19 protein-coding genes are annotated in these 21,600 nt (G+C 63.2%); 2 read left to right on the top strand and 17 right to left on the bottom strand.

The window, feature by feature from the left end; all coding sequences use genetic code 11:
* Positions 1-4 precede the first annotated feature (4 nt).
* The 11 genes from ABD017_RS13355 to ABD017_RS13405 form a co-directional block, all read right to left on the bottom strand.
* Complete coding sequence (locus tag ABD017_RS13355; RefSeq protein ID WP_343883281.1) at positions 5-2,083, bottom strand: hypothetical protein; 2,079 nt, start codon at positions 2,081-2,083, stop codon at positions 5-7.
* Positions 2,083-4,092, bottom strand: coding sequence for a tetratricopeptide repeat protein (locus ABD017_RS13360; RefSeq protein ID WP_343883282.1), 2,010 nt, complete (start codon positions 4,090-4,092; stop codon positions 2,083-2,085). The genes ABD017_RS13355 and ABD017_RS13360 overlap by 1 nt, the downstream gene beginning before the upstream one ends.
* 67 nt (positions 4,093-4,159) lie before the next feature.
* Positions 4,160-4,600, bottom strand: a complete 441-nt coding sequence (locus ABD017_RS13365; RefSeq protein ID WP_343883283.1) for a pilin — start codon at positions 4,598-4,600, stop codon at positions 4,160-4,162.
* A 334-nt stretch (positions 4,601-4,934) separates the two neighbouring features.
* Complete coding sequence (locus ABD017_RS13370; protein WP_343883284.1) at positions 4,935-5,375, bottom strand: pilin; 441 nt, start codon at positions 5,373-5,375, stop codon at positions 4,935-4,937.
* 129 nt (positions 5,376-5,504) lie between these two features.
* Positions 5,505-6,914 (bottom strand): glycosyltransferase family protein, encoded by a 1,410-nt coding sequence (locus tag ABD017_RS13375; RefSeq protein WP_343883285.1) that lies wholly within the window; start codon positions 6,912-6,914, stop codon positions 5,505-5,507.
* 136 nt (positions 6,915-7,050) lie between these two features.
* On the bottom strand, positions 7,051-7,449 hold the full coding sequence (locus ABD017_RS13380) for a GtrA family protein (RefSeq protein WP_343883286.1): 399 nt from the start codon (positions 7,447-7,449) through the stop codon (positions 7,051-7,053).
* Positions 7,439-8,173, bottom strand: a complete 735-nt coding sequence (locus ABD017_RS13385) for a class I SAM-dependent methyltransferase (protein ID WP_343883287.1) — start codon at positions 8,171-8,173, stop codon at positions 7,439-7,441. Before ABD017_RS13385 ends, ABD017_RS13380 begins: the two co-directional genes overlap by 11 nt.
* Positions 8,163-9,113, bottom strand: a complete 951-nt coding sequence (locus ABD017_RS13390; RefSeq protein ID WP_343883288.1) for a glycosyltransferase family 2 protein — start codon at positions 9,111-9,113, stop codon at positions 8,163-8,165. The genes ABD017_RS13385 and ABD017_RS13390 overlap by 11 nt, the downstream gene beginning before the upstream one ends.
* A gap of 201 nt (positions 9,114-9,314) precedes the next feature.
* Positions 9,315-9,710, bottom strand: coding sequence for a type VII toxin-antitoxin system MntA family adenylyltransferase antitoxin (gene mntA / locus ABD017_RS13395; RefSeq protein WP_343883289.1), 396 nt, complete (start codon positions 9,708-9,710; stop codon positions 9,315-9,317).
* Between the two features lie 80 nt (positions 9,711-9,790).
* Positions 9,791-10,489 (bottom strand): nucleotidyl transferase AbiEii/AbiGii toxin family protein, encoded by a 699-nt coding sequence (locus ABD017_RS13400; protein WP_343883290.1) that lies wholly within the window; start codon positions 10,487-10,489, stop codon positions 9,791-9,793.
* Positions 10,482-11,003 (bottom strand): helix-turn-helix domain-containing protein, encoded by a 522-nt coding sequence (locus ABD017_RS13405; protein WP_343883292.1) that lies wholly within the window; start codon positions 11,001-11,003, stop codon positions 10,482-10,484. Before ABD017_RS13405 ends, ABD017_RS13400 begins: the two co-directional genes overlap by 8 nt.
* A 70-nt stretch (positions 11,004-11,073) precedes the next feature.
* Here ABD017_RS13405 and ABD017_RS13410 point away from each other — a divergent pair, with 70 nt between their 5' ends.
* Positions 11,074-13,209: a S9 family peptidase gene (locus ABD017_RS13410; protein WP_343883293.1), complete on the top strand. Its 2,136-nt coding sequence runs from the start codon at positions 11,074-11,076 to the stop codon at positions 13,207-13,209.
* 95 nt (positions 13,210-13,304) lie between these two features.
* Here the strand turns inward: ABD017_RS13410 and corA are convergent, their stop codons facing one another.
* The 5 genes from corA to ABD017_RS13435 form a co-directional block, all read right to left on the bottom strand.
* Positions 13,305-14,321, bottom strand: coding sequence for a magnesium/cobalt transporter CorA (gene corA / locus ABD017_RS13415; RefSeq protein WP_343883294.1), 1,017 nt, complete (start codon positions 14,319-14,321; stop codon positions 13,305-13,307).
* A 57-nt stretch (positions 14,322-14,378) separates the two neighbouring features.
* Positions 14,379-15,593 carry a lipoprotein N-acyltransferase Lnb domain-containing protein gene (locus ABD017_RS13420; protein ID WP_343883295.1) on the bottom strand — a complete coding sequence of 405 codons (1,215 nt, stop codon included), beginning with the start codon at positions 15,591-15,593 and terminating at the stop codon, positions 14,379-14,381.
* 126 nt (positions 15,594-15,719) lie between these two features.
* Positions 15,720-16,565 carry a CorC family transporter gene (locus ABD017_RS13425; RefSeq protein ID WP_343883296.1) on the bottom strand — a complete coding sequence of 282 codons (846 nt, stop codon included), beginning with the start codon at positions 16,563-16,565 and terminating at the stop codon, positions 15,720-15,722.
* A gap of 175 nt (positions 16,566-16,740) precedes the next feature.
* Complete coding sequence (gene ybeY, locus ABD017_RS13430) at positions 16,741-17,196, bottom strand: rRNA maturation RNase YbeY (protein ID WP_343883297.1); 456 nt, start codon at positions 17,194-17,196, stop codon at positions 16,741-16,743.
* 86 nt (positions 17,197-17,282) lie between these two features.
* On the bottom strand, positions 17,283-18,266 hold the full coding sequence (locus ABD017_RS13435; RefSeq protein WP_343883298.1) for a PhoH family protein: 984 nt from the start codon (positions 18,264-18,266) through the stop codon (positions 17,283-17,285).
* 113 nt (positions 18,267-18,379) lie between these two features.
* Here ABD017_RS13435 and ABD017_RS13440 point away from each other — a divergent pair, with 113 nt between their 5' ends.
* Positions 18,380-18,775, top strand: coding sequence for an RNA-binding S4 domain-containing protein (locus ABD017_RS13440; protein ID WP_343883299.1), 396 nt, complete (start codon positions 18,380-18,382; stop codon positions 18,773-18,775).
* Positions 18,776-18,946: 171 nt separating this feature from the next.
* On the opposite strand, the gene mutS is transcribed toward ABD017_RS13440, so the two are convergent.
* Complete coding sequence (gene mutS, locus ABD017_RS13445) at positions 18,947-21,490, bottom strand: DNA mismatch repair protein MutS (protein ID WP_343883768.1); 2,544 nt, start codon at positions 21,488-21,490, stop codon at positions 18,947-18,949.
* Positions 21,491-21,600 lie beyond the last annotated feature (110 nt).

Here is a 21,600-nt window from a genome sequence, read left to right on the forward strand (position 1 = left end):
CCGATCACGGCGCTGTGCTTGGCGCGGCCGGCTGCATGCCGGGCAGGCGACGCAGGCCTTGGATGCTGCCGTCCAGCCGCCCGGCGATGTTCAATGTTTCCAGTTGTTCCAAAGCCTCGCGTGCTTCGTTGCCGCGCCCCTGCGCCGCCAGCATGCGCACCAGGGTGATGCGATAGGCCGGCTCGGTGGGCTGTGCTTTCACGGCTTCTTCGGTCATGCGTTCGCCCAGGGCGTGGTCTTTCAGTACATTCCACGCGTAATCGCCGTAGGTGGCAAGCAGGCGCGGACGGGGATGGGGGTGATGCAAGGCGGCAAGGAAAGCCTCGACCATGCGTCGGGTAGAGAGCTCACAGCTACCCTCGCGGGCACATTCGGTGAGGGCACCCAGCGAACTTTCGTCCTGCACGCCTGGCTTGGACGCCTTGAGCTTGGCGATCATGCTGTCCCACCACGCGTCCTTGATGGGAAGGTGCATTCGCGCGTTCATGAAGATCAGCGCCTGTTCCGGCAGGATCGATGAGTTGGGCAGGGCGGCGGCTTTTTCCAGTGGCGCGTACGCCATCCGGGTGAACGGCGAGTCGGGCTTGTAGTGGGAATAGATGATATAGGTGCGGCCCAATTCGTATTGCGCGCGCGGCGATTGTGGCGCACGGGACGCGAGGTCTTCGGCGAGTCTCAACGGATTGCCCCAGGCGTACGCCGTGAGTGCAGTGAGTGCAGCCCAACTCACTATCAAGCCGGCGAGCAAGGTGTAGCGGGGGAGGGCGAAGGGTTGGGAGGGGTTGGGATGTCCTTCACGCGCGGCCACGACTGAAGTCGCTCCCGCAGAAGGGCGAGGCGGGGCGGCGAGATAGGGGACGATCGCCAGAAGCAGACCGAAGCTGGCGAAGTAGTTGCGGTGTTCGTAGATCAGCTCGAGCGGCAACACGGTACCGGTGAGCAGATGGCAGCCCAGGAACAGTGCAATGCCCAGCGCCACCAACGGCTGGCGCTTGCGCAACCAGAGCACAAGGACGACCAAGCCGACGAGAAACAACAGGCTGATGAGCGTGGTCCACGGTGTCAGCAGGCCGGTCGAGATGGGGAAGTCGTCGTGGTAGAACGACAGCGCGCCCGGGGTGGGGAAGAGGGTCCATGCCACGTAATCGGTCACGATACGGGCTTCGCTCAGCAGGCGCGTGCCCATGGTGAAATCGCGGGTGGCCCAACGACCCGGATGGAACAGGCCGGGCAACAGCCAGGCGAGGCCTATCGCCATGGGCAACAGCAACAGCACGACGAACAAGGCGATGATGCGGCGGTCGGATTTGCCGTTTCCGTGAGCGGCGCGTGCGATCTCGGATGACGCGACGATCGCCGTCGGCGGTGCGCGAAAACGAAACACGACCCACTCGATCAGGAAGGCGTACAGCGGCAGCATCACCGCGGTTTCCTTGGCCAAAAGCCCCAATACGGTAGGTATCGACAGGCTGGCCAGGCAGAGAAGCAACCCGCGCCCACCGCTGCCGGCCAACAATCGCTGACGCCCGACGACATAGCCGATGAGACCCAGCAACACGAAGAGATTGGCCATGCTCTCCATGCGCTGCACGACATAAATCACCGCGGTCAGATTGATCGGCAGCAACATCCAGGCTCCGGCGATCAGCGCCGCCGTAACACCAGCGTGGCCGTTCCATCCATTCGGAGCCGCACCTGCAGGAGCGGCTTCAGCCGCGATGCTCGTGCTCACTGCCGCGAACAACGTCCGCGCCAGCAAAAACACCAACAAGCCGTTCAACAGATGGATGACCAGGTTGGTCAATTTCATCCAGTACGGATCGAGTCCCGTGGCCAGGTAGTTGGCGGCAAAACTCAGCGATGCCAGCGGACGCTTGAACTCGCTGGAAGGTGACGACAGCGCGGCGCGAACCAATGAAGGTAAGCTGGCATCGGACGGCTGCACGCCATGGTTCTCGACAATGTTGGGGTAATCGTCGAACAGGAACCCGCCGCTCAGGCCGGACCAGTAGACGGCTATCGTGGCCAGTAGCGCCGTCGCGAAAATCAGGTGGGGTAGCAGGCGACGGATGGATGCGCGCATTATCGGGTGACGCTCTGGTCAGGGTTCGAAGGCCCAGTATTGACGTTTGCAGCGCGTGCGTCGAGGTTTAGCTGATGACGCAAATGAGCCACTTCGTTGGGCCAATAATGCTGACGTGAAAGAACCCACTCGTGCAGCATGGACATCCCGAACCGCGGTGGCATCCTGCGCGCTTTGACCCGCTCGTAGTGCTCCAGCAGACTGAGCCCCTGCTTCGGATAGCCGGCTGAACCGAGTGCGGCGGCACCTTTGAGGGCCAGCGCAGGGCGTACCTGAAGATCGAGTGCCCGAATGAAATCCCGCAACGCTGCTTCCGCCTGGTGGCTTGCCAGCGCAACGGTACCGCGTAGATAGATCAGATCCTGCTGACGTCCTGCGCCGGCCAGCTTAGGGTTCTGCAAACCTGCATCGATGAGATCCAGAAGCACCTTGGTAGTCAACCCCGGGCAACTGCCCGCCGTCGCCACAGGCAGGGTGCGCTCGAACCAATGCGCGAACAGCGAACCGGTATTCGCGCTGCCCTGCATCGCCAACCGCGCGGCATCGATATCCGCCTGTGTGATGCCGCCGGTGAGGCAATGCGCCTCGATCAGGTTGAAGGCCAGTTGAGTTTCGTCGGGCTTGGTTGCCAGCAGTGCCTGCAATCGACGAACCGCCTCCTCTGGCTGCCCCGACTGCATCAGTATTTGCGCTGCGTTCGCTTGCGCACGCGGTGAATCGGGGTTGATCTGTGCCCAGACCAACGCCTGGGTCCGTGCATTTCCCCACACGGTCGCGCGAGCATGCGTCATCAGCGCCAGACCCAGCGGCAGTGCAAGCGCCAGCGATTGTTTGAGCAGTTTCAGCTTGCGCGTATCTGCGAGCCATAAACCCAGGGGCCAGAACATCAACAACGCGGGGACGTAATTGCGGTGCTCGAAATACAGTTCCAGCGCAATGGATGAAGATTCGAGCAGTTGCCCCCCGAAATAAAACAACAGCGCCAACGACCACGAAGGATATCGTCGCCGAAACCGCCAGGCGCCAGCGATCAATGCCAACACCACTAGAAGCGCAGGCAAAGTGGATAGTGGTTGGATCAGCGAGGTGGACGCGGCGTATTGATCATTGAACAAGCCGCTGGAGGACGGTCGCGGCAACCACAGTAGTGATAGGTAATCCAGTAGCACGCGCGGCTCGGTCAGCAGACGTTGCGCGTAAGTCCACGGACGTGCGCCCGCTTTACCTCCATGCAGAATGCCGATGGCACCAACGCGAAGCAGATAGACGCAGATCGCTGTTGCCGGAATGATGCCGAGCAACCAGATTACCGTTCGATGTACACGTTGCCCACGCACGCTAGGTATGGGCTGTCGTGAGTGGAGCAGGCTCGTCTCGATCACCACCGCATAGAGCGGCAGAAGGACGCCATTTGCCTTGGACAATACGCCGAGTACGGTGAACACACCCAGGCCTACGACGCTCCAGACCAAACCTTCATGCCATTGGCCAAGGACCAGCTGCCGGCGTGCATGAAGCCAGATCAGCAAGCCGCTCAACACGAAGGTGGCCGGCAACATCGCCTCCCGCTGCACGATGTACAGCGTGGTCGAAACAAGCAAGGGATGTAGCAGCCATAACGCGGCACCAAGCAATGCGGCTGCTCGGGAACGGCGGACGTCGGACGTTACCACCTGACCTAGCTTGTCCAGCAAGGCATACAGCAGCGCGCCGTTGATCAGGTGCAGGATCAGATTGGTGCGTTTGAATGGCAGTGGATCGGCAGGCCAGTTCCGGGCATCGATCAGAAAGGTCAGCAGGGCCAGCGGCCGGCCTGTGGGGTCTGCGGTGCCGGAGGTGATATAGCGCCAGAAGGTGGGCCAGTTGTCGATCGCACCAGTGGCGCCGAGAGTGGGGAGGTTGACGAAGTCGTCGAACAGAAAACCACCCTCCAAGCCGGGCCAATAGGCGGCAAGGGTCGCAAGCAGCAATGCCAGCAGAAGCAACGGGGCAGCGAAACGGTTCTGCATCAGGAATCCAACATGAGGAAGGGCCGCACATGGCGGCCCTTCCAATGATCAACCTTGTCGAAAAATATCAGCGGCAGGAAGTCGGCAGATACTTGGGATCGATCTTACTGCTGCTGTTGCTCCTGCAAGTCCAGCTGATGCTGCCACCATTCGTGATGGCGGAGAATTCCAGAATGCCGCTCTGGATTTTTGCGTTGGACTGATTACCGAACGTGGCTTGGATGACGCCCGCAGTCGTTCCGACGTCGACTTGCGAGACATACTTGCCGGAAATGCTTGCTGCAGGTGCCAAGCCGGCGGATGCGTTGTCCGACGGGAAGGTGCCTTTGTTGCTGTAGAACTCTGCCACGGCCGTCTTGGCGCCATCGGAGAGTACGGCACCTTCCGAAACCTGAGAACGAATCAGGTAATCCTGATAGGCCGGGATGGCGATGGCGGCGAGGATCGCGATAATCGCAACCACGATCATCAATTCAATCAGGGTGAAGCCCTTCTGGATGTTCTTCATGGGTGGTTCCTTGTGTTCTGGTTAGCTAACCGATGATGCCCCCTGAGCCCCAGCCCAATCCCCCTAGGCGGGACCGGGCTCCCCTTACTCGCGGTCAGATGACCAGGAAGCTCGCGGCGAAGTCAAGCATGATGTATGCCATGGATGCCGCCGACGTATTGGCGCATATTTGTGGGTGAGGGGATTGTGCCCACGATCACGAAAGCACACAAGGTTGGCGAGGAAGTCTTGCAACACTTCGGCACTAGGACGAAAAGCCCACAGCTTTTTTGGCTGCCACGCCTCGTCATGTTGTGACACGTTTGGGCAGTTTTTGCGGCCGCATGCGTCGTTGCTAGTTGCGGCAGGAGGTGGGTAGGTACTTCCCGTCGAGCGTGCTTGGCGTGCAGGTCCACTCGATGCTACCGCCTCTGGCTATAGGTGAAAGCACAACATATTTGCCTGAACCGTTGATATGGCTATTGGCTTTCGGGCCTTGGAACAAGATTTTTATCTGGCCGTTGGTCACGTCCACATCGGATACGTAAGCACCTGAAATGGAACCACTGGATGCCAGCCCGGCCGAGCGATTGTTCGGTGGGAATCGTCCTGTGTTGGATACGAAATCCCAGACCGCTGCCTTTGCGCCCGAGCCCAGACTCATCCCCTCCGTCACCTGTGCCCGGATCAGGTAGTCCTGATACGCCGGGATGGCGATGGCCGCGAGGATCGCGATGATCGCCACCACGATCATCAGTTCGATCAAGGTAAAGCCGGCGGAAATACGTTGACGCATGGTGATCTCCCCTGTGAGTGATCCGGGGGAGGCACGTTTCGTACCAAGCATGCGCAGGTACCGTGCGCTCGATCACGTTTGTCGCTCGACGCTATGAGGGGCGATGGATTGGGGGTTTGATCGCATCGATCAGGTTATTTCGGTACGTTCGTCCTTTGCCGGTATGCGGGGGTGCTCGATGACGTGCTTGTGATGTTGCCACCATCGCGCAAGCCCGTAGAGGGTGGTAACGGCAAGCAACATTTCAAACGGTCGGAACGGCACGGAATAGCGAGGCTCCGCCTGCAGCGTTGCATACACCACCGTTACGTACGTGAGCAGGCAAATTACGCTGACAAGCGCGGCCCGATCGGTGGCCTTACCCCACATCACATCCACGTTGCGCCGCCAGACGATGAGCAGGCTCGCCAGCGCCAGCAGCATGATCAACATGTTCATGGCGCGGCAAATTGCCGCCAGTGCTATCCAGGGAGGACTGGTTTGGAATGGCGAGTTTCTGGTTGGGTAAACGTAGATATCGCCCTGCCCAATGACGATCGCCCATGACCACAGCTCATGCGGCTTCCCGAACAAGTACCAGCCGGCGTAGTGCAGAGGGTCTTGGCTAAAGCGCCGCAGCACCGCTCGGCTACCTGCCGTGGACGATGCCTGGAATGTCGCAATTTCCGTTTTGACGGCGTTTAACGTGACGTGCGCTCTGGATCGAGTGGTTGCATCGCCGAATATCGAATCCCTGTAGGCGGCATGGAAACCTGGCCATGCACCTTGCACAAAGTTTTGCAGCGCCCGGTCCTTCGATGTGTTGCCAACGGTGGGCGGCGGAATATGCAGGTTTCGCACGGCCCAAGCGCCTGGCAGCAACAGTGCACCGATAGCCAGCGCTGCGCAGACTTTCCGGGATGCGAGTTTTCGCCCCGCAAGAAGACCCGCCAGCAGGACCCCGAACGGCAGTAGCACAGCATTGGTCAATGCCGCGGCGCCAAGTACAAGGCCGCCCGCGAGGGCCCACGCTGCGTTTCCATGCAGGCATCCACGGGCACTCAACAGCAAGCCAAGTGCGCAGAGGAACCCGAACAGGGTTTCGGTGAGGAGGTAGCCATTGATCGTGATGCTGTGCGGCCATACGGCCATCAGCAGGCCGGTAGCTATGGCCCATCGCGCTGGCAGCCAATGCCTACCTAGCTGGGTAACCGCGGTAACCGTCAGCGCTCCCAGCAAGGCCTGGCACAGAAGGACGGCGGCATACCAGGTGCCGCCGGTGCCCAGTGCTTTCATCCAGAGGGCCAAAAAGATGGGGTAGCCGGGATCCCGATAACTGTCCGGGATAAGCGCCGGAGCACCGGGAGGCGTCTTGGCAAAGACGCCGTGATGTATCAGGTTCCATGCGTAGGTGAAGTACTGCGTGGCGTCTCCACGGACCGGATTGAGCACCAATGCGGTGCTCACGTAATACCAGCGCAACACAAGTGCCAACACGGTGATAGTGGATAGCGCCAACAACCAATGCCAGTGCTTTTCGGGATGAGCGGAAGTTGCCATGCGTGGCTATCTTCAGTGCGAGGCCTCTAGTATGCATGGCGGCGCCAGTCAGCGAGCAATAGTTGATGCGCGGAGATCGTTGGACGGCGTGGCGCAGAAGCATCTGCCTGAGGAAGCGTGCTACCGCGGCGCGGAATCACCGCGCCTGTCGATAGGTCCACAGGCTGTGCAGCGCGAAGGTGGTCGGTGTGACTAGCGCAATCACCAGCAGTATGCCGAGGCGATAATCCAGATGGGCACTTTCGGCGGTGGCCGCTATCGCCATGGTGGCGAAACAGCCGAGCGCGGCAACACATGCATAACGCAAAAGCGTGCGGTGATTCATCCGGCTGGAAAAGCTCCATAACGTATTGGTCGCGTACGAGAATCCAGTGGCAATCAGAAACGCGATCGCGTTGGCTACCGAGGGAGTGATCTCGAGCGGAGCGATCAGCGTTATGGCGACGGCTACATGAATGCAGGTGGCCAGCAGACCCGTGGTGCAGAATCGAACGAGCCCCGAGAAAAGAGGGCGCCTCCCATCCTCATGCGACACGTGCGACACCCATCAAGGAGACGCCAACAGGAAGATTGAATCGCTTCAACATGTGCCGCTCGCTGCAAAAAACGGCGTGCAGCGTTGAGTTGACAAGTGGCGATGGGGTCGCGGTACCGGACGACTTTTTACTCAAGGTGATTCGATCCTTCAGTCGCGCCACCGCCACAAGCGGTAGCAGCCACATGTTGAAGTAGGTTATCCGATCCACATGAAGCCCACTTCTATTGAAGGTATGGCGCAGCGTCCGCGCGGTATAGCGCCGCTTGTGATGCAGGAAATCGTCGTGTGCGCTCCATAGCCAAGGATACGCGGGTACGGTGATCAACATGCGGCCGCCCGGTGCCAAATGCTTTCGAAGTGTGGTTAGTGTCTCTACATCCTCGTCGATGTGTTCGAGTACATCGAACATGCAGATGAGGTCGAACCGCTCATCCGCTAAAGGGAGATTGTCGGGGCAGTTGCCGGCACGTACGGTGAACTTTCCGTTCGTCTTTTTGACAGAGAGTTCCCGCGCGCTTGCGTCCATTTCGATGGCGCTGAGTTTGCCGTATTGCGACAGCATCACCAGGTTGCCACCTGTTCCCGAGCCTACTTCAAGGATGCGCGCATCGGGCGGTAAGTCCATGGCTTCGATGGCGCATCCAAGGATCTTACGGCGGGCGCAAAACCACCAGTGTGTGGACTCGGTGGCGGCCATGTCCACATAGGCTTCAGGATTCATGATTGTCGCCGTAAGTCTGGCGCACGACGTACAGCGGGCGCTGCTTCGATTCCATGTATATCCGGCCGATGTATTCGCCGAGTATGCCGATGCTGAGCAACTGCAAACTACCGAGAAACAGAATGGATACCAGCAGTGAGGCATAACCCGGCACGTCAATGCCGTAGATGATGGTTCGAATAACGATGAAAGCGAGATAGGAGAGTGTCAGCAATGTTCCGCACAAGCCAATGTAGGTCCAGATACGCAGCGGCACACTGCTGAAACTGGTGAAACCTTCCAGTGCGAAATTCCACAGCTTCCAACCAGTGAACTTGCTTGTTCCACTCGCCCTGGCTGGCCGCATGTAGTCCACCACCTCGGTGCGAAACCCGATCCACGCAAACATGCCTTTCATGAATCGCTGCCGTTCGGGTAGTCGCTTCAACGCATCTACGGAGGCGCGGTTCATCAATCGGAAGTCGCCGACGTTGCTGGGTATCTCCACATGCGAAACCCGATTGTGGATCCGGTAGAACAGGTTCGCGGTACCGCGTTTCGCCATCGAATCACCATGTCGATCAGTGCGTCGGGCCAGTACAACGTCTGCGCCCTGACGCCACCTGTCGATCATTTGGACAAGCAATTCGGGTGGATCCTGAAGGTCGGCATCCATGGGGATCACTGCGTCACCAATGGCTGCGTCCAGACCCGCGGTCAATGCCGCTTCCTTGCCGAAGTTTCGCGACAGTTCGATGACCCTTACCCGGGAGTCGGATCGTGACACCGCGAGCAGCCTCGCGAGGGTGTCGTCTTTACTCCCGTCATCGATGCACACGATCTCGAATTCGACGGCGTCGATGTTGTCGATGGCCGAGGTAATGGCGTCAAAGAACATCTCTATGGTCGCCCCTTCGTTGTAGAAGGGGACAACTAGCGATACAACGGGCTTGCCCTGCATGTTCGAGTTTCATCCCCTGTCGAAGCGTCGCCGGTTTCGGTGTTTCAAACCCAGTGTATTCCCTTCACTCGTAAATGAAGCACTGGCGTTTGGGCCGAGCGGTCGCGCGCGCTGCGGCTTAGAAGTCACTTGGTATTGCGTGCCAGGTATGCCGACGTCGGTATGGCGTGTCTTTGGCGCCATGCGATTGAATGTTTTACCTCAGCCGATCCATGCCTTTCTCCGTTCCGCCAGAGTGCGTTCCACATAGGGCATGAAATCCTCCATGGCGTAGACATGCCGCTGCATCAGCAGCGCGCGGTCGGCAGGTTTGCCGCGAATCTGCAGGCCATGTTTCAGGATCTGCCCGAGCAACGGCTCACCCACCATGCGCAGGTCGACCAGGTCCACCGCGCGGCCAGTGGCGGCGGCGATGTCTTCGATCAGACGCATCTTTTCGTCCGCGCCCAGCGGTGCAGGCGCCTGCACCGCCACGTCGACGTCGCTGTCGCGACGGGCCTGACCCCGGGCGACCGATCCGTAGACGAACGCCAGCTCGATGTCCGGGTGCGCCGCGAGCGCTGTGATGACTTGTTCAGTCGACATGGTGCTCTCCATGAATGAAGTCGCGTTCGGCATTGTCCACCAGTGCATGCCCGAACGGTTCGATTACAACTTCCATGTGTCGGTACCGTAGCTCAGCCAACGGTTGCTGGTCGTGGGCGATGTTGGTCGAGCGTCGCGACGATCGAGGGGCCCAGTTGCGGTGCCATGCCCATGGCACGCAAACATTCATCGCGATACCGGTCGTCGCTCAACAAGTCCAGCCCACGGTCGAAGTAATGGTAGATGGCCTGGCCATAGGCGGCTTCGGCTTTTTTCAGTGCGGCCGCGGGTATCGGGCCCCAAGCCTGGATCATCATGGCCAGGTCGATCAGGTCGCGGCTCATCTGCGAGCGATCCATGGCGCGGTCGGTGTTGGCCAGCAGTTTTTCGGCATACATGTCGTCACGATCGAGGCATGGCACGCCAAGCTCGGGATGGAAAGCTCCGCCGATCCCGATGCGTCCTTCCAGCACGAACTCGACCTTGATGGGCACTTCATCGATTTCCAGGAACGCGGATATCTTGTCGCGATGGGTGCGTACCTCGCGCAGATGCTTTACCGGGGAGCGAAGCACGGCGCCCAACGTGGGCGGCGTGATCGCGTTGCGCAACAGGCGGTAGCCCTCCCTGTTCGAGCACAGAAAGTCGACGTCGACCGACTCGCGATATTCGCCGAGCTCGAGCGCGATGGCGGTACCCCCGCCGAAATAGCACTCGGCCCGCGCCAGCAGCTCACCATCCATGAGGTGCAGCAGCTTCGCAATGCGTTGATGGTGCGGACGCTCAAACATGCAGGACACCCTTTCCGTATTTCTCCACCAGCCGCTGCAGGAGGGCGCGTTCGCGAGGAAGCATTTCATCGCTGTCGAGCAGGTCCCAGTAGCGTTCGTACAGGGAAAATGCATCGCGTTCGGCAAGGCTTGCCGCGCCCGGCCGGTTCCAGGTCAGTCGCTTGAGTTGGGGGTATTCGGCGACGCGGATTTCTGCGGGTTCGACCGTTGGCGCCAGCCCGAGCGCATCCATGGCGGCGGCGTAGGCGGCCAAAGCCACGCCGGGCTTGCCTTGTTCCACCTGGATCAACTTCTGTCGACCGATGCCCGCGCGCCGCGCCGCTTCGGCCTGCGTCAGCCCCTGGGCGCGGCGTTCGGCGCGCAACGCTTCGCCGAGTTGGCGAATGCGTTGAGCAAGAGGTGTCACGGTTTCCATGTCGCGAATATACGACATTGGGCAGGTGATGTCGTGAATATGTGACTTTTCCCGGATGGAAGCGGATGCGGCCAGTGATTCATTGGGCCGCGGCGCCACAGGCGGCAAACCTTTGCCCGTCGCACGTGGGCCGGTTAACGTGGCGCTTTATTTATCCAAGGAACCCGCCATGAAACCTCTGATTGCCTGCCTGCTGCTTGCGCTGGCGGCCGCGCCTGCGCTGGCGACCGATGTCGATGTGGTGGATACCAGCTTCGTCAAGGCGCAAGGCCCGCATCCGTTCAACGTGCGTGACCTGGTGATGATGGATCGGGTGAGCGATCCGCAGTTGTCGCCGGATGGCCGTTACGCGGCGTTCGGCGTGCGCAGCACGGATTACGCCGCGAACAAGGGCGTCAACGCGGTCTACGTGCTGGACCTGGCCAAGGGCGGCCAGCCGGTGAAGGTGGTGGACAAGGGCAGTTCGGCGCGCTGGTCGCATGACGGGCGCAGCCTGTATTTCCTGGCGCCGGCCAAGGGCGTGACGCAGTTGTGGCGGCTGGATCTGGCCGGCGGCAATGGGCTCGATCTGGCCCGGCATGGCGCGCCGGTGCAGGTGAGCCATGGCGTGCTGGATCTGGGCGGCTACAAGCTGTCGCCCGATGGCGATCGGGCGCTGCTGTCGTATGAGGTGTTCACCGATTGCGCCAACCTGGCGTGCACGCATGAGCGCCTGGCCGCGCGCGAGAAGGACAAGGCCAGTGGCACGCTCTACACCAAGCTCTTTGTGCGGCACTGGGATACCTGGGCCGATGGCCGGCGCAACCAGCTGTATGTAGGGCGGTTTGACGGCAAGGGGCAGTTGCCCGCGGAGCCGACATTGCTGAGCCGCGGCATCGACGGCGATGTGCCGAGCAAGCCGTTCGGTGACGACAGCGAGTTCACCTTTGCGCCGGATGGCAAGAGCGTGTTTTTCGACGTCCGCATCGCGGGCACCACGGAGCCGTGGTCGACCAACTTCGACGTCTATCGCGTGCCGGTGGATGGCTCGGCTGCACCCACCAACCTCACGGCGGACAACAAGGCGTGGGATGGCTTTCCGGTGGCATCGCCCGACGGCAAGACGCTGTACTACCTGGCGATGAAGAAGCCCGGTGCCGAGGCGGATCGCTTCGCGATCATGGCGCTGGACCTGGCCACGGGCGCAAAGCGCGAGGTCGATCCGCAATGGGACCGCTCGCCCGGCGGCCTGGCCATTTCGGCCGACGGCAAGACGCTCTATGCCACCGCCGATGACGAGGGCCAGCATCCGCTGTTTGCGATCGACACGGCCAGCGGCAAGGTGCGCCAAGTGGTTGGCGATGGCACGGTGGGCGGCTACTCGCTGGCGGCCGGCAAACTGCTGCTTTCGCGTGACGACCTGAAGCGCCCGGCCGACCTTTACCTGGCCGGCGCCGATGGCAGCCAGTTGAAGCAGGTTACCCATTTCAACGCTGCGGACCTGAAAAACGCCCAGGTCGGCGATGTGGAGTTCTTCAACTTCAAGGGTGCCGGCGACGCGAACGTGCAGGGTTACGTGGTCAAACCGGCCAATTATCGGCCCGGCGAGAAGTACCCGGTCGCGTTCATCATCCACGGTGGCCCGCAGGGTGCGATGGGCAATGGCTGGAGCTATCGCTGGAATCCGCAGACCTACGCCGGCCAGGGCTTTGCGGTGGTGACGGTGAACTTCCACGGCTCCACCGGCTACGGCCAGGCCTTCACCGACGCCATCTCCGGCGACTGGGGCGGCAAGCCGCTGGAAGACCTGAAGCTGGGCTGGAAGGCCGCGCTGGACAAGTACAGCTTCCTCGACGGCGACCGCGCCTGCGCGCTGGGCGCCAGCTACGGCGGCTACATGGTGTATTGGATCGCCGGCGTGTGGAACCAGCCGTGGAAATGCCTGATCGACCACGACGGCGTGTTCGACACCCGCGCCATGTACTACGAAACCGAGGAGCTGTGGTTCGAGGAGATGGAGAACGGCGGCACGCAATACGACCACCCCGAGAACTACGAGAAATTCAACCCGCTGAACCACGTCAAGAACTGGCGCGTACCGATGCTGGTGATCCACAGCGCCAAGGATTACCGCATCCCCCTCAGCCAGGGCCTCAGCGCATTCACCGCACTTCAACGGCGCGGCATCCCCAGCGAATTCCTCACTTTCCCCGACGAAAACCACTGGGTGCTGAAACCGCACAACAGCGTGCAATGGCACGACGCGGTGAATGCGTGGTTGAGGAAGTGGACGGCGGAGGATGCGCCGAAAGCGGCGTCGAACTGAGACCGTTCCCAATCTAAATTGTAGGAGCGGCTTCAGCCGCGACCCGATAGCTCACGGTCGCGACTGAAGTCGCTCCTACAGGGGTTTCGGTGTCGTCACAGCCACTTCGCCCGCTTCAACCCCAGATAGATGCCGCCCACGATGCAGCCCATGACCACGATGATGGCCGGGTAGGCCCAGGGGCGGCTGAGTTCGGGCATGTGGGTGAAGTTCATGCCGTACCAGCTGGTGAGCAGGGTGGGGGCGGCCAGCATGGCGGCCCAGCCGGCGAGCTTTTTCATCACCTCGTTCTGGCCGAAGGTCACCAGCGAGAGGTTGACGTTGATGGCGGCGGTGAGCATTTCGCGCATGGCGCTGATCGATTCGTTGACGCGGAACACGTGGTCGTAGACGTCGCGGAAATAGGCGCGCAGCTTGTCGGGGATCAGGTTCGGGTGCAGCCGCACCAGCTGGCTGATGATGTCCTGCAAGGGCGCCACCGCCAGGCGCAGGGTCATCAGGTCGCGTTGCATGTCGTACAGGCGCCGCACGGTGCTGCGCTTGAAGGTTTCGGCGAAGATGTCCTGTTCCAGTTGCTGCAGCTCCTCGCGGAAGTCGCGCACGATCGGCAGCAGGTTGTCGACGATGAAATCGAGCACGCTGTAGAGGCCGTAGCTGGGGCCGAGCGCCAGCAGTTCGGGGGTGTGCTCGCAGGTGCGGCGGGCGGGCGCGTACGACATCGATGCGCCGTGCCGCACGGTGACCAGATAGCGCGGGCCGAGGAAGATGTGCGTCTCGCCGAAGGTCAGCTCGCTGCCGGTGAGCTGGGCGGTCTGCACCACGAGGAACAGGGAGTCGCCGTAGGTCTCGATCTTGGTGCGCTGGTGTGCGTTGTGCGCATCCTCGATGGCCAGGTCGTGCAGGCCGAACTCCTCCTGCATTTTCTCCAGCAGCGTTTCGTCGGGCTCATACAGGCCGACCCAGACGAAGGTGTCCGGTTCGGCCAGCACGTCGCTGATGCGATCCAGCGTGATCTCGCCGATGCGATGGCCGTCGCGCCGATAGGCGATGCAGTTGACCACCTGCTGGTCGGGCGGCGTGGATGGGGCAACGGGAGGCGTGGCGAGATTCATCGACGCATGATGCCCCGCGGCCTGAAGCGGGGCAATGAAGCGCAGGGCGGCGTTGCCCTAGCCGGGACGACGCAGGCGCCAGGCCAGCACCAGCCAGATCGGCAGGGCAAACAGCAGCCAGGGCTGGTTCTGCTGCACCACGCCGGGCAGCAGGTGCAGCAAGACCGCGATGACTCCTGCCAGCATCTGCACGGCGATCACGCCATCGATGAAGCGCGATGGCCTCACGCCGCGACGTGCGCGCCACAGCGCAGGCAACAACAGCCAGGCCAGCGGATTGAACAGCAACAGGTTGGCGTTGGCCCAGGCCGAGTGGTGCGCGGTCAGCGTCCACAGCACCAGCAGCACCAGTCCCACGAAGCCGGCGGCCAGCACGTACACCATGCCCAACAGCGTGAACCCCATAGGCCAGAAGCGTTGCGCCAGCAGCATCCCCATGGCGATCGACAATCCCGCCAGCGCCAGTGGCCAGCGCAGATCGGGTGCGCTGGGCGGCGGCGTGTCGAGACGGTTCGCCGACACGATGCGGCTGTCCGACACCAGCGGCTGTGATCCACCCTTGCCGTCGTCGACGCGCACGTTCTCGACGGCGCGCTGCAGGACCATCGGTATGAAGCTCTCCTGCCACAGCGTCAGCGGGTGATCGGCGTACGGCCCCAGGCCAAGGTCGAGCACCAGCATCAGCGCGGGCTGGTTGCTCATCAGGCGCAGCGTCTGCTGGCGGTAGGTCATGCCACCGGGGCGCGCCGCGAGCTGGGCCTTCAACGCGCCGCCCAGCGCCTGGTTCAGCGCATCGCGCACCCGCGTGGCGCAGTTGTCGACATAGTAGTCGTAGCCGTAGTGGCTGTTTTCCGGGCGCAGGTTCCACAGCAGGAAATCACGCAGCGCGCCGGCCTGCGCCGCATCCAGCGCCAGGCGCTGGCGGGTGATCGAGCGGCCCGTTTCGATGTAGTAGCTTTCGTCGATGTCGCTGAGCGCCGCGCCCATCATGTAGTTCATGCGGCCGCGGGCGAAGTTCAGGAAGAAATTCTCCTGATCGAAATCGAACTCGCCGTAGTTGAAATTGACCGACTCGCCCGAGACCGTGTCGCGCACCTGCAGCGCGTCATGGCCGAAGCGCTCCCAGTAGGTTTCGCCCGGGCCGTAGGTGATCAGCGCGATCTCCAGATTGGCCGCCGGGGCGTTGGCGACGCTGGCGCGGGCGGGCAGGGCCGGAAGCAGCCACCACAGGGTGATGCAGAGCGCGAGGCCGATGGTGCGCAGAAATGTCATCGTGCATGGCTCCGATGGCTGGTGAATGCGGCGATTGACGGTTTCGTAGGAGCGGCTTCAGCCGCGACCCCGCACCCCCGGTCGCGACTGAAGTCGCTCCTACAGTCGCCCTCGCAATGGTGAGCTTCAACCCGCCTGACGGATGACGCGGAACTGCTGCACGCGGCGGTCGTCGGCCTGGGTGACGTGGAACAGGTAGTCGTCGATGGCCACTTCCTCGTCCACTTCCGGCAGGTGGCCGAACTCGGAGGTGACCAGGCCGCCCACGGTGTCGTACTCCTCGTCGGAAAACGCGGCGCCGGTCTGTTCGTTGAAGTCCTCGATCGGGGTCAGCGCGCTGACCAGCCAGTCGCCTCCGGGCTGGGCGTGCATGAGGACGGGCTCTTCCTCGTCGTCGTGCTCGTCGTCGATCTCGCCCACGATCTGTTCCAGCACGTCCTCGATGGTGATCAGACCTGCCACGCCGCCGTACTCGTTCACCACCAGGGCCATGTGGTTGCGCGACAGGCGGAACTCCGCCAGCAGAATGTTCAACCGCATGGATTCGGGAATCAGCACCGCCGGGCGCAGGATGGTGCGGATGTCGAAATCGGCGCCGTTGCCGAAGAACTTGAGCAAGTCTTTGGCCAGCAGGATGCCCAGGATTTCGTCCTTGTCCTCGCCATGCACGGGGAAGCGGGAGTGGCCCGATTCGACCACGGCGGCAAGGATGTCGGGCAGGGAGGATTCGGCCGCGATCATCACGATCTGCGCACGCGGCACCATCACATCGTCCACGCTCAGTTCGGTGACCTTGATCGCACCTTCGACCATGGTGAAGGTGTCAGCGGACAGCAGTCCGTTGGCCTGGGCGGCGCGCAGTTCGTCGAGCAGTTCGTCGCGGTTGCGGGCCTCGCCGGAAAAAAGATGGCCCAGTCGATCCCACCAGGTGCGGTGAGCCGGGCCGCTGGTACTGCCAGGGTCGTCGTTCATTACTCGTTTGAATTCAGCCCGAAAACGGGCGGAAGGCCGATTCTAGCGGAAAATTTTCGATGGTTCAGGTGGTTCGGACGGCACCCGTTTGTTCGTCATCCCAGCGAACGCTGGGATCCAGCGACTCCACGCCTGAAGCCAAGGCACTGGACCCCAGCATTCGCTCGGATGACGTTCAAACAGGGGCGTACGGGTCGGGAATACCCAGGCCGGCCAGGATGCGGGTTTCCAGCGCTTCCATCGCTTCTGCCTGCGCCTCCTCGATGTGGTCGTGGCCCAGCAGGTGCAGCACGCCGTGCACGGTAAGGTGCGCCCAATGGTGGCGTGGCGGCTTGCCCTGTTCGGCCGCCTCGCGCGCCACCACCGGCGCGCAGATCGCCAGGTCGCCGATCAGCGGCAGCGCCACGCCCGGCGGCAGATCGGCGGGAAAGGACAGCACGTTGGTAGCGTAGTCCTTGCCGCGGTAGTCGCGGTTCAGCGCGCGCCCTTCATCGGCGCCGACGATGCGGATGGCCAGCTCGGTGGGCTTGCGCCGCCGCGCGCCGCGCAGCGCGGCCTCGACCCAGCGGCGAAAACTGGCCGCCGCAGGCACGCCTGCGCGGGGCACCGCGTAGCCGACGTGCAACTGCACGTTCTCCTGCAGGAGCGACTTCAGTCGCGACGCTCTTGGGCCAGCCCCGGTCGCGACTGAAGTCGCTCCTGCAGGGATACGGCGGGTCACTCGCCGTCCCCGTCTTTCTGCTCGAAGGCCTCGTACGCACGCACGATCTTTGCGACCAGCGGATGGCGCACCACGTCGCGCGAGGTGAAGAAGGTGAAGCTGATGCCGTTGACGTCGCGCAGTACCTCGATCGCCTGGCGCAGGCCGGACTTGGTCTGCCGCGGCAGGTCCACCTGGGTGACGTCGCCGGTGATCACCGCCACCGTGCCGAAGCCGATGCGGGTGAGGAACATCTTCATCTGCTCGATGGTAGTGTTCTGCGCCTCGTCCAGGATCACGTAGGAGTCGTTGAGCGTGCGCCCGCGCATGTACGCCAGCGGGGCGATCTCGATCACGTTGCGCTCGATCAGCTTGGCCACCCGCTCGAAACCCAGCATTTCGTACAGCGCGTCGTACAGCGGGCGCAGGTAGGGATCGACCTTCTGCGACAGGTCGCCCGGCAGAAAGCCCAGCTTTTCGCCGGCCTCCACCGCCGGACGTACCAGCAGCAGCCGCTGCACGCGGTTGGCTTCCAGCGCCTCCACCGCGCTGGCCACCGCCAGGTAGGTCTTGCCGGTGCCGGCAGGGCCCACGCCGAAGTTGATGTCGTGGGTGGCGATGGCGTGCAGGTAGCGCTCCTGGTTGGGGCCGCGGCCCTTGATCAGGCCGCGCTTCACCTTGATCAGCACTTCGGGCGTGCTTTCGGCCGCGTCCGCGCTGAGCGCGTCGACGCCGGATTCGGCCAGGTGCAGGTTGATGCGGGCGCCGGTGAGCGATTCGTCCTCGGTGCAGGCGTACAGCGCGCGCAGCACTTTTTCGGCGCCGCGCGTGGCCGCCTCGTCGCCGATCACCTGGAAAATGCCGCCGCGGTGGTTGATCTCCACACCCAGGCGCAATTCGATCTGGCGCAGGTGCTCGTCGAACGGGCCGGACAGGTTCGCCAGGCGGGCGTTGTCTTCGGGGTCGAGGGTGAAATCGCGCTGGTTGAGGCCGTTGGTCATGATCGGGCGATGCGGTAGCCGCGGAAAAAGACAGTAAGGATAGCGGATGCGCGTGGCGGCGCCGTCGATGGACATCCGGTTGCGACCGGCGCGCAACGCCCCACAATGCAGGCATGACCAAGCCACAAACTCCGCTTCCCGAGGTGCGCGTCGATGTATGGCTGTGGGCCGCGCGCTTCTTCAAGACCCGCAGCCTGGCCAAGCAGGCCATCGACGGCGGCAAGATCCAGGTCAACGGTGCAGGCTGCAAGCCGGCCAAGGTGCTGCATGTGGGTGACCGATTGATGATCAGTCGTGGCGAGGAAAGGCTGGAAGTGATTGTGCTGGCGCTGGCCGACAAGCGCGGGCCGGCGCCGGTGGCGCAAGGTCTGTACGCCGAGACGGCGGCGAGCCTGGTGTTGCGCGAGGCGGCGCGGGAGCAGCGGCGGCTGGTGGGTGCGGCCGGGCCGTCGAGGCGGCCGGACAAGCATGCGCGGCGGGAGTTGATGCGGATGAAGGATGGGCGGTGAGGCTGGGTGAAAAGCGGCCCTCTTCCGCCCTTCGGGCACCTTCTCCCGCCAGCGGGAGAAGGGAGTGATGAGGTTTCTCGAGGTCGCTGGCTGTGTGCTCCGACGCGGCAGATAGCCAATCCCTTCTCCCGCTCTGCGGGGGAAGGTGCCCGAGGGGCGGAAGGGGCACTCTTAATCGACCAACGCCTTCAACCGATACAGCGCCTCCAGCGCTTCGCGCGGCGTCAGCGCATCCGGATCGACGTCATCCAGCGCCTGCTCCACTGCCGAGGGCGGCGCCGACGAGAACAACCCCAACTGCGGCGAGCTTTCCGGCATCGCCGCGGGTGCACCGGCATGCTGGTGCATGCCTTGCTCCAGCTCCGCCAGCGTGCGCCGCGCATCGGCGATCACCGATTTGGGCAGGCCGGCCAATGCGGCCACCTGCAGCCCGAAGCTGCGGTTGGCCGGGCCTTCCTTCACCGCATGCATGAAGACCAGTTGCTCGCCGTATTCGACCGCGTCCAGGTGCACGTTGGCGATGCCGGGATGCATGCTGGCCAGTTCGGTCAGCTCGAAATAATGGGTGGCGAACAATGTGTAGGCGCGGCAATGGCGCGCCAGGTGCACGGCGGCGGCGCGCGCCAGCGCGAGGCCGTCGTAGGTGCTGGTGCCGCGGCCGACCTCGTCCATCAGCACCAGGCTGTGATCGGTGGCGTTGTGCAGGATGTTGGCCGTCTCGCTCATTTCCACCATGAAGGTGGACTGGCCGCGCGAGAGATCGTCGCCGGCGCCGATGCGGGTGAAGATGCGGTCGATCGGGCCGATCACGGCGCGCGTTGCCGGCACGTAGCTGCCGATGTGGGCGAGCAGCACGATCAGTGCGTTCTGCCGCATGTAGGTGGACTTGCCGCCCATGTTGGGGCCGGTGATGACCAGCATGCGGCGGTGGTCGTCCAGCACCAGGTCGTTCGGCTCGAACGGCTCGTCGCGTACTTTTTCCACCACGGGATGGCGACCGCGCTCGATCGCGATGCCGGGCTCGTCGGTGAGTTGCGGCGCGCTCCAGTCCAGCGTCTCGGCGCGTTCGGCCAGCGTTGCCAGCACATCGAGTTCGGCGATCGCGGCGGCGGCGGATTTGAGCGGCTCCAGCGTTTCGATGAGGGTGTCCAGCAGCGCCTCGTACAGCGCGCGCTCGCGCATCAGCGAGCGCTCTTTGGCCGAGAGCACCTTGTCCTCGAAGTTCTTCAATTCCTCGGTGATGTAGCGCTCGGCGTTCTTGGTGGTCTGGCGCCGCGTGTAGTGCGTGGGCGCCTTGTCCGACTGCGCCTTGCTGATCTCGATGTAGTAGCCGTGCACGCGGTTGTAGCCGACCTTCAGCGTGGTGATGCCGCTGGCAGCCTTCTCGCGCTCTTCCAGTTCCACCAGGTACTGGTCGGCGTGGGTGGACAGCCGGCGCAGTTCGTCGAGCTCGGCGTCGTAGCCCTCGGCGATGATGCCGCCGTCGCGCTGCAGCACGGGCGGCTGCGGCACGATGGCGCGGGCCAGCAGGCCGGCGGTTTGCTCATGGTCGCCGATGCGTTGGACCAGGTCGCGCAGCAGCGGGCTGTCCATGGCGGCGATCTGTGCGCGCAGTTGCGGTGCGGTGGCCAGGCCGTCGCGCAGGGTGGACAGGTCGCGCGGGCGCGCCGAGCGCAGCGCCACGCGGGCCAGGATGCGCTCCAGGTCGCCGATGCCGCGCAGCTGTTCGCGCAGCGGTTCGTGGCGGCGGCCGTCGATCAGCGTGCCGATGGCCTGGTGGCGGCGACGCAACACCTCGCGCGAACGCAGCGGACGGGTCAGCCAGCGGCGCAGCGCGCGGGCGCCCATCGGCGTCACGCTCTCGTCGAGCACACCCAGCAGGCTGTGTTCGGTGCGGCCGCTGGGGTGGGTGTCCAGCTCCAGGTTGCGCCGGGTTGCGGCGTCCAGTGCGATGGTTTCGTGGGCCGCTTCCACCGCCATGCCGGTGAGGTGCGGCAGCGCGCTCTTCTGGGTTTCCTCGATATAGCCGAGCAGGCAGCCGGCCGCGGCCAGGCCCAGCGGCAGGCCGTCGACGCCGAAGCCGCCCAGGTCGCGGGTGCCGAAGAAGCGGTTCAGCTCGCGCCGCGCCGCGTCCACGTCGAAATGCCACGGCGGACGCTTGCGCAGGCCGGGCAGGGCGCTGACCAGCCGCGGCCAGGCCACGTCTTCGCACACCAGCGTCTCGGCCGGCTGCAGCCGCGCCAGTTCGGCGGCCAGTGCTTCGGCGCCGGGCACTTCGCTGAGCAGGAAACGGCCGCTGGAAAGGTCCACCCAGGCCAGGCCGTAGGCATGGTTGGCGCCGGCATGGATCGCCAGCAGCAGGTTGTCGCGCCGGTCCTCCAATAGCGCCGCGTCGGTCACCGTGCCCGGCGTGACGATGCGCACCACCTTGCGCTCGACGATGCCCTTGGCCAGCGCCGGGTCGCCCATCTGCTCGCAGATCGCCACCGACTCGCCCAGCCGCACCAGCCGCGCCAGATAATTCTCGGCCGCGTGGTACGGCACGCCGGCCATCGGGATTGGCGCCCCGGCGGACTGACCGCGCTGGGTCAGGGTGATGTCCAGCAGCCGCGCCGCCTTGCGCGCGTCGTCGTAGAACAGCTCGTAGAAATCGCCCATGCGGAAGAACAGCAGCACGTCGGGGTGCTCGGCCTTGGCCGCGAGGTATTGCCGCATGAAGGGTGTGTGTTCTTTCAAGAGCGCGTTCTTTGTGCAGTGGCGGTCGGCATTGGGGGTGCCATCGTAGCCGCTCTGGCCGCACGGTGTTTCGTCCCGCCGCGCTTGGG

Source organism: Rhodanobacter caeni (assembly GCF_039523575.1).
Lineage (GTDB): Bacteria > Pseudomonadota > Gammaproteobacteria > Xanthomonadales > Rhodanobacteraceae > Rhodanobacter > Rhodanobacter caeni.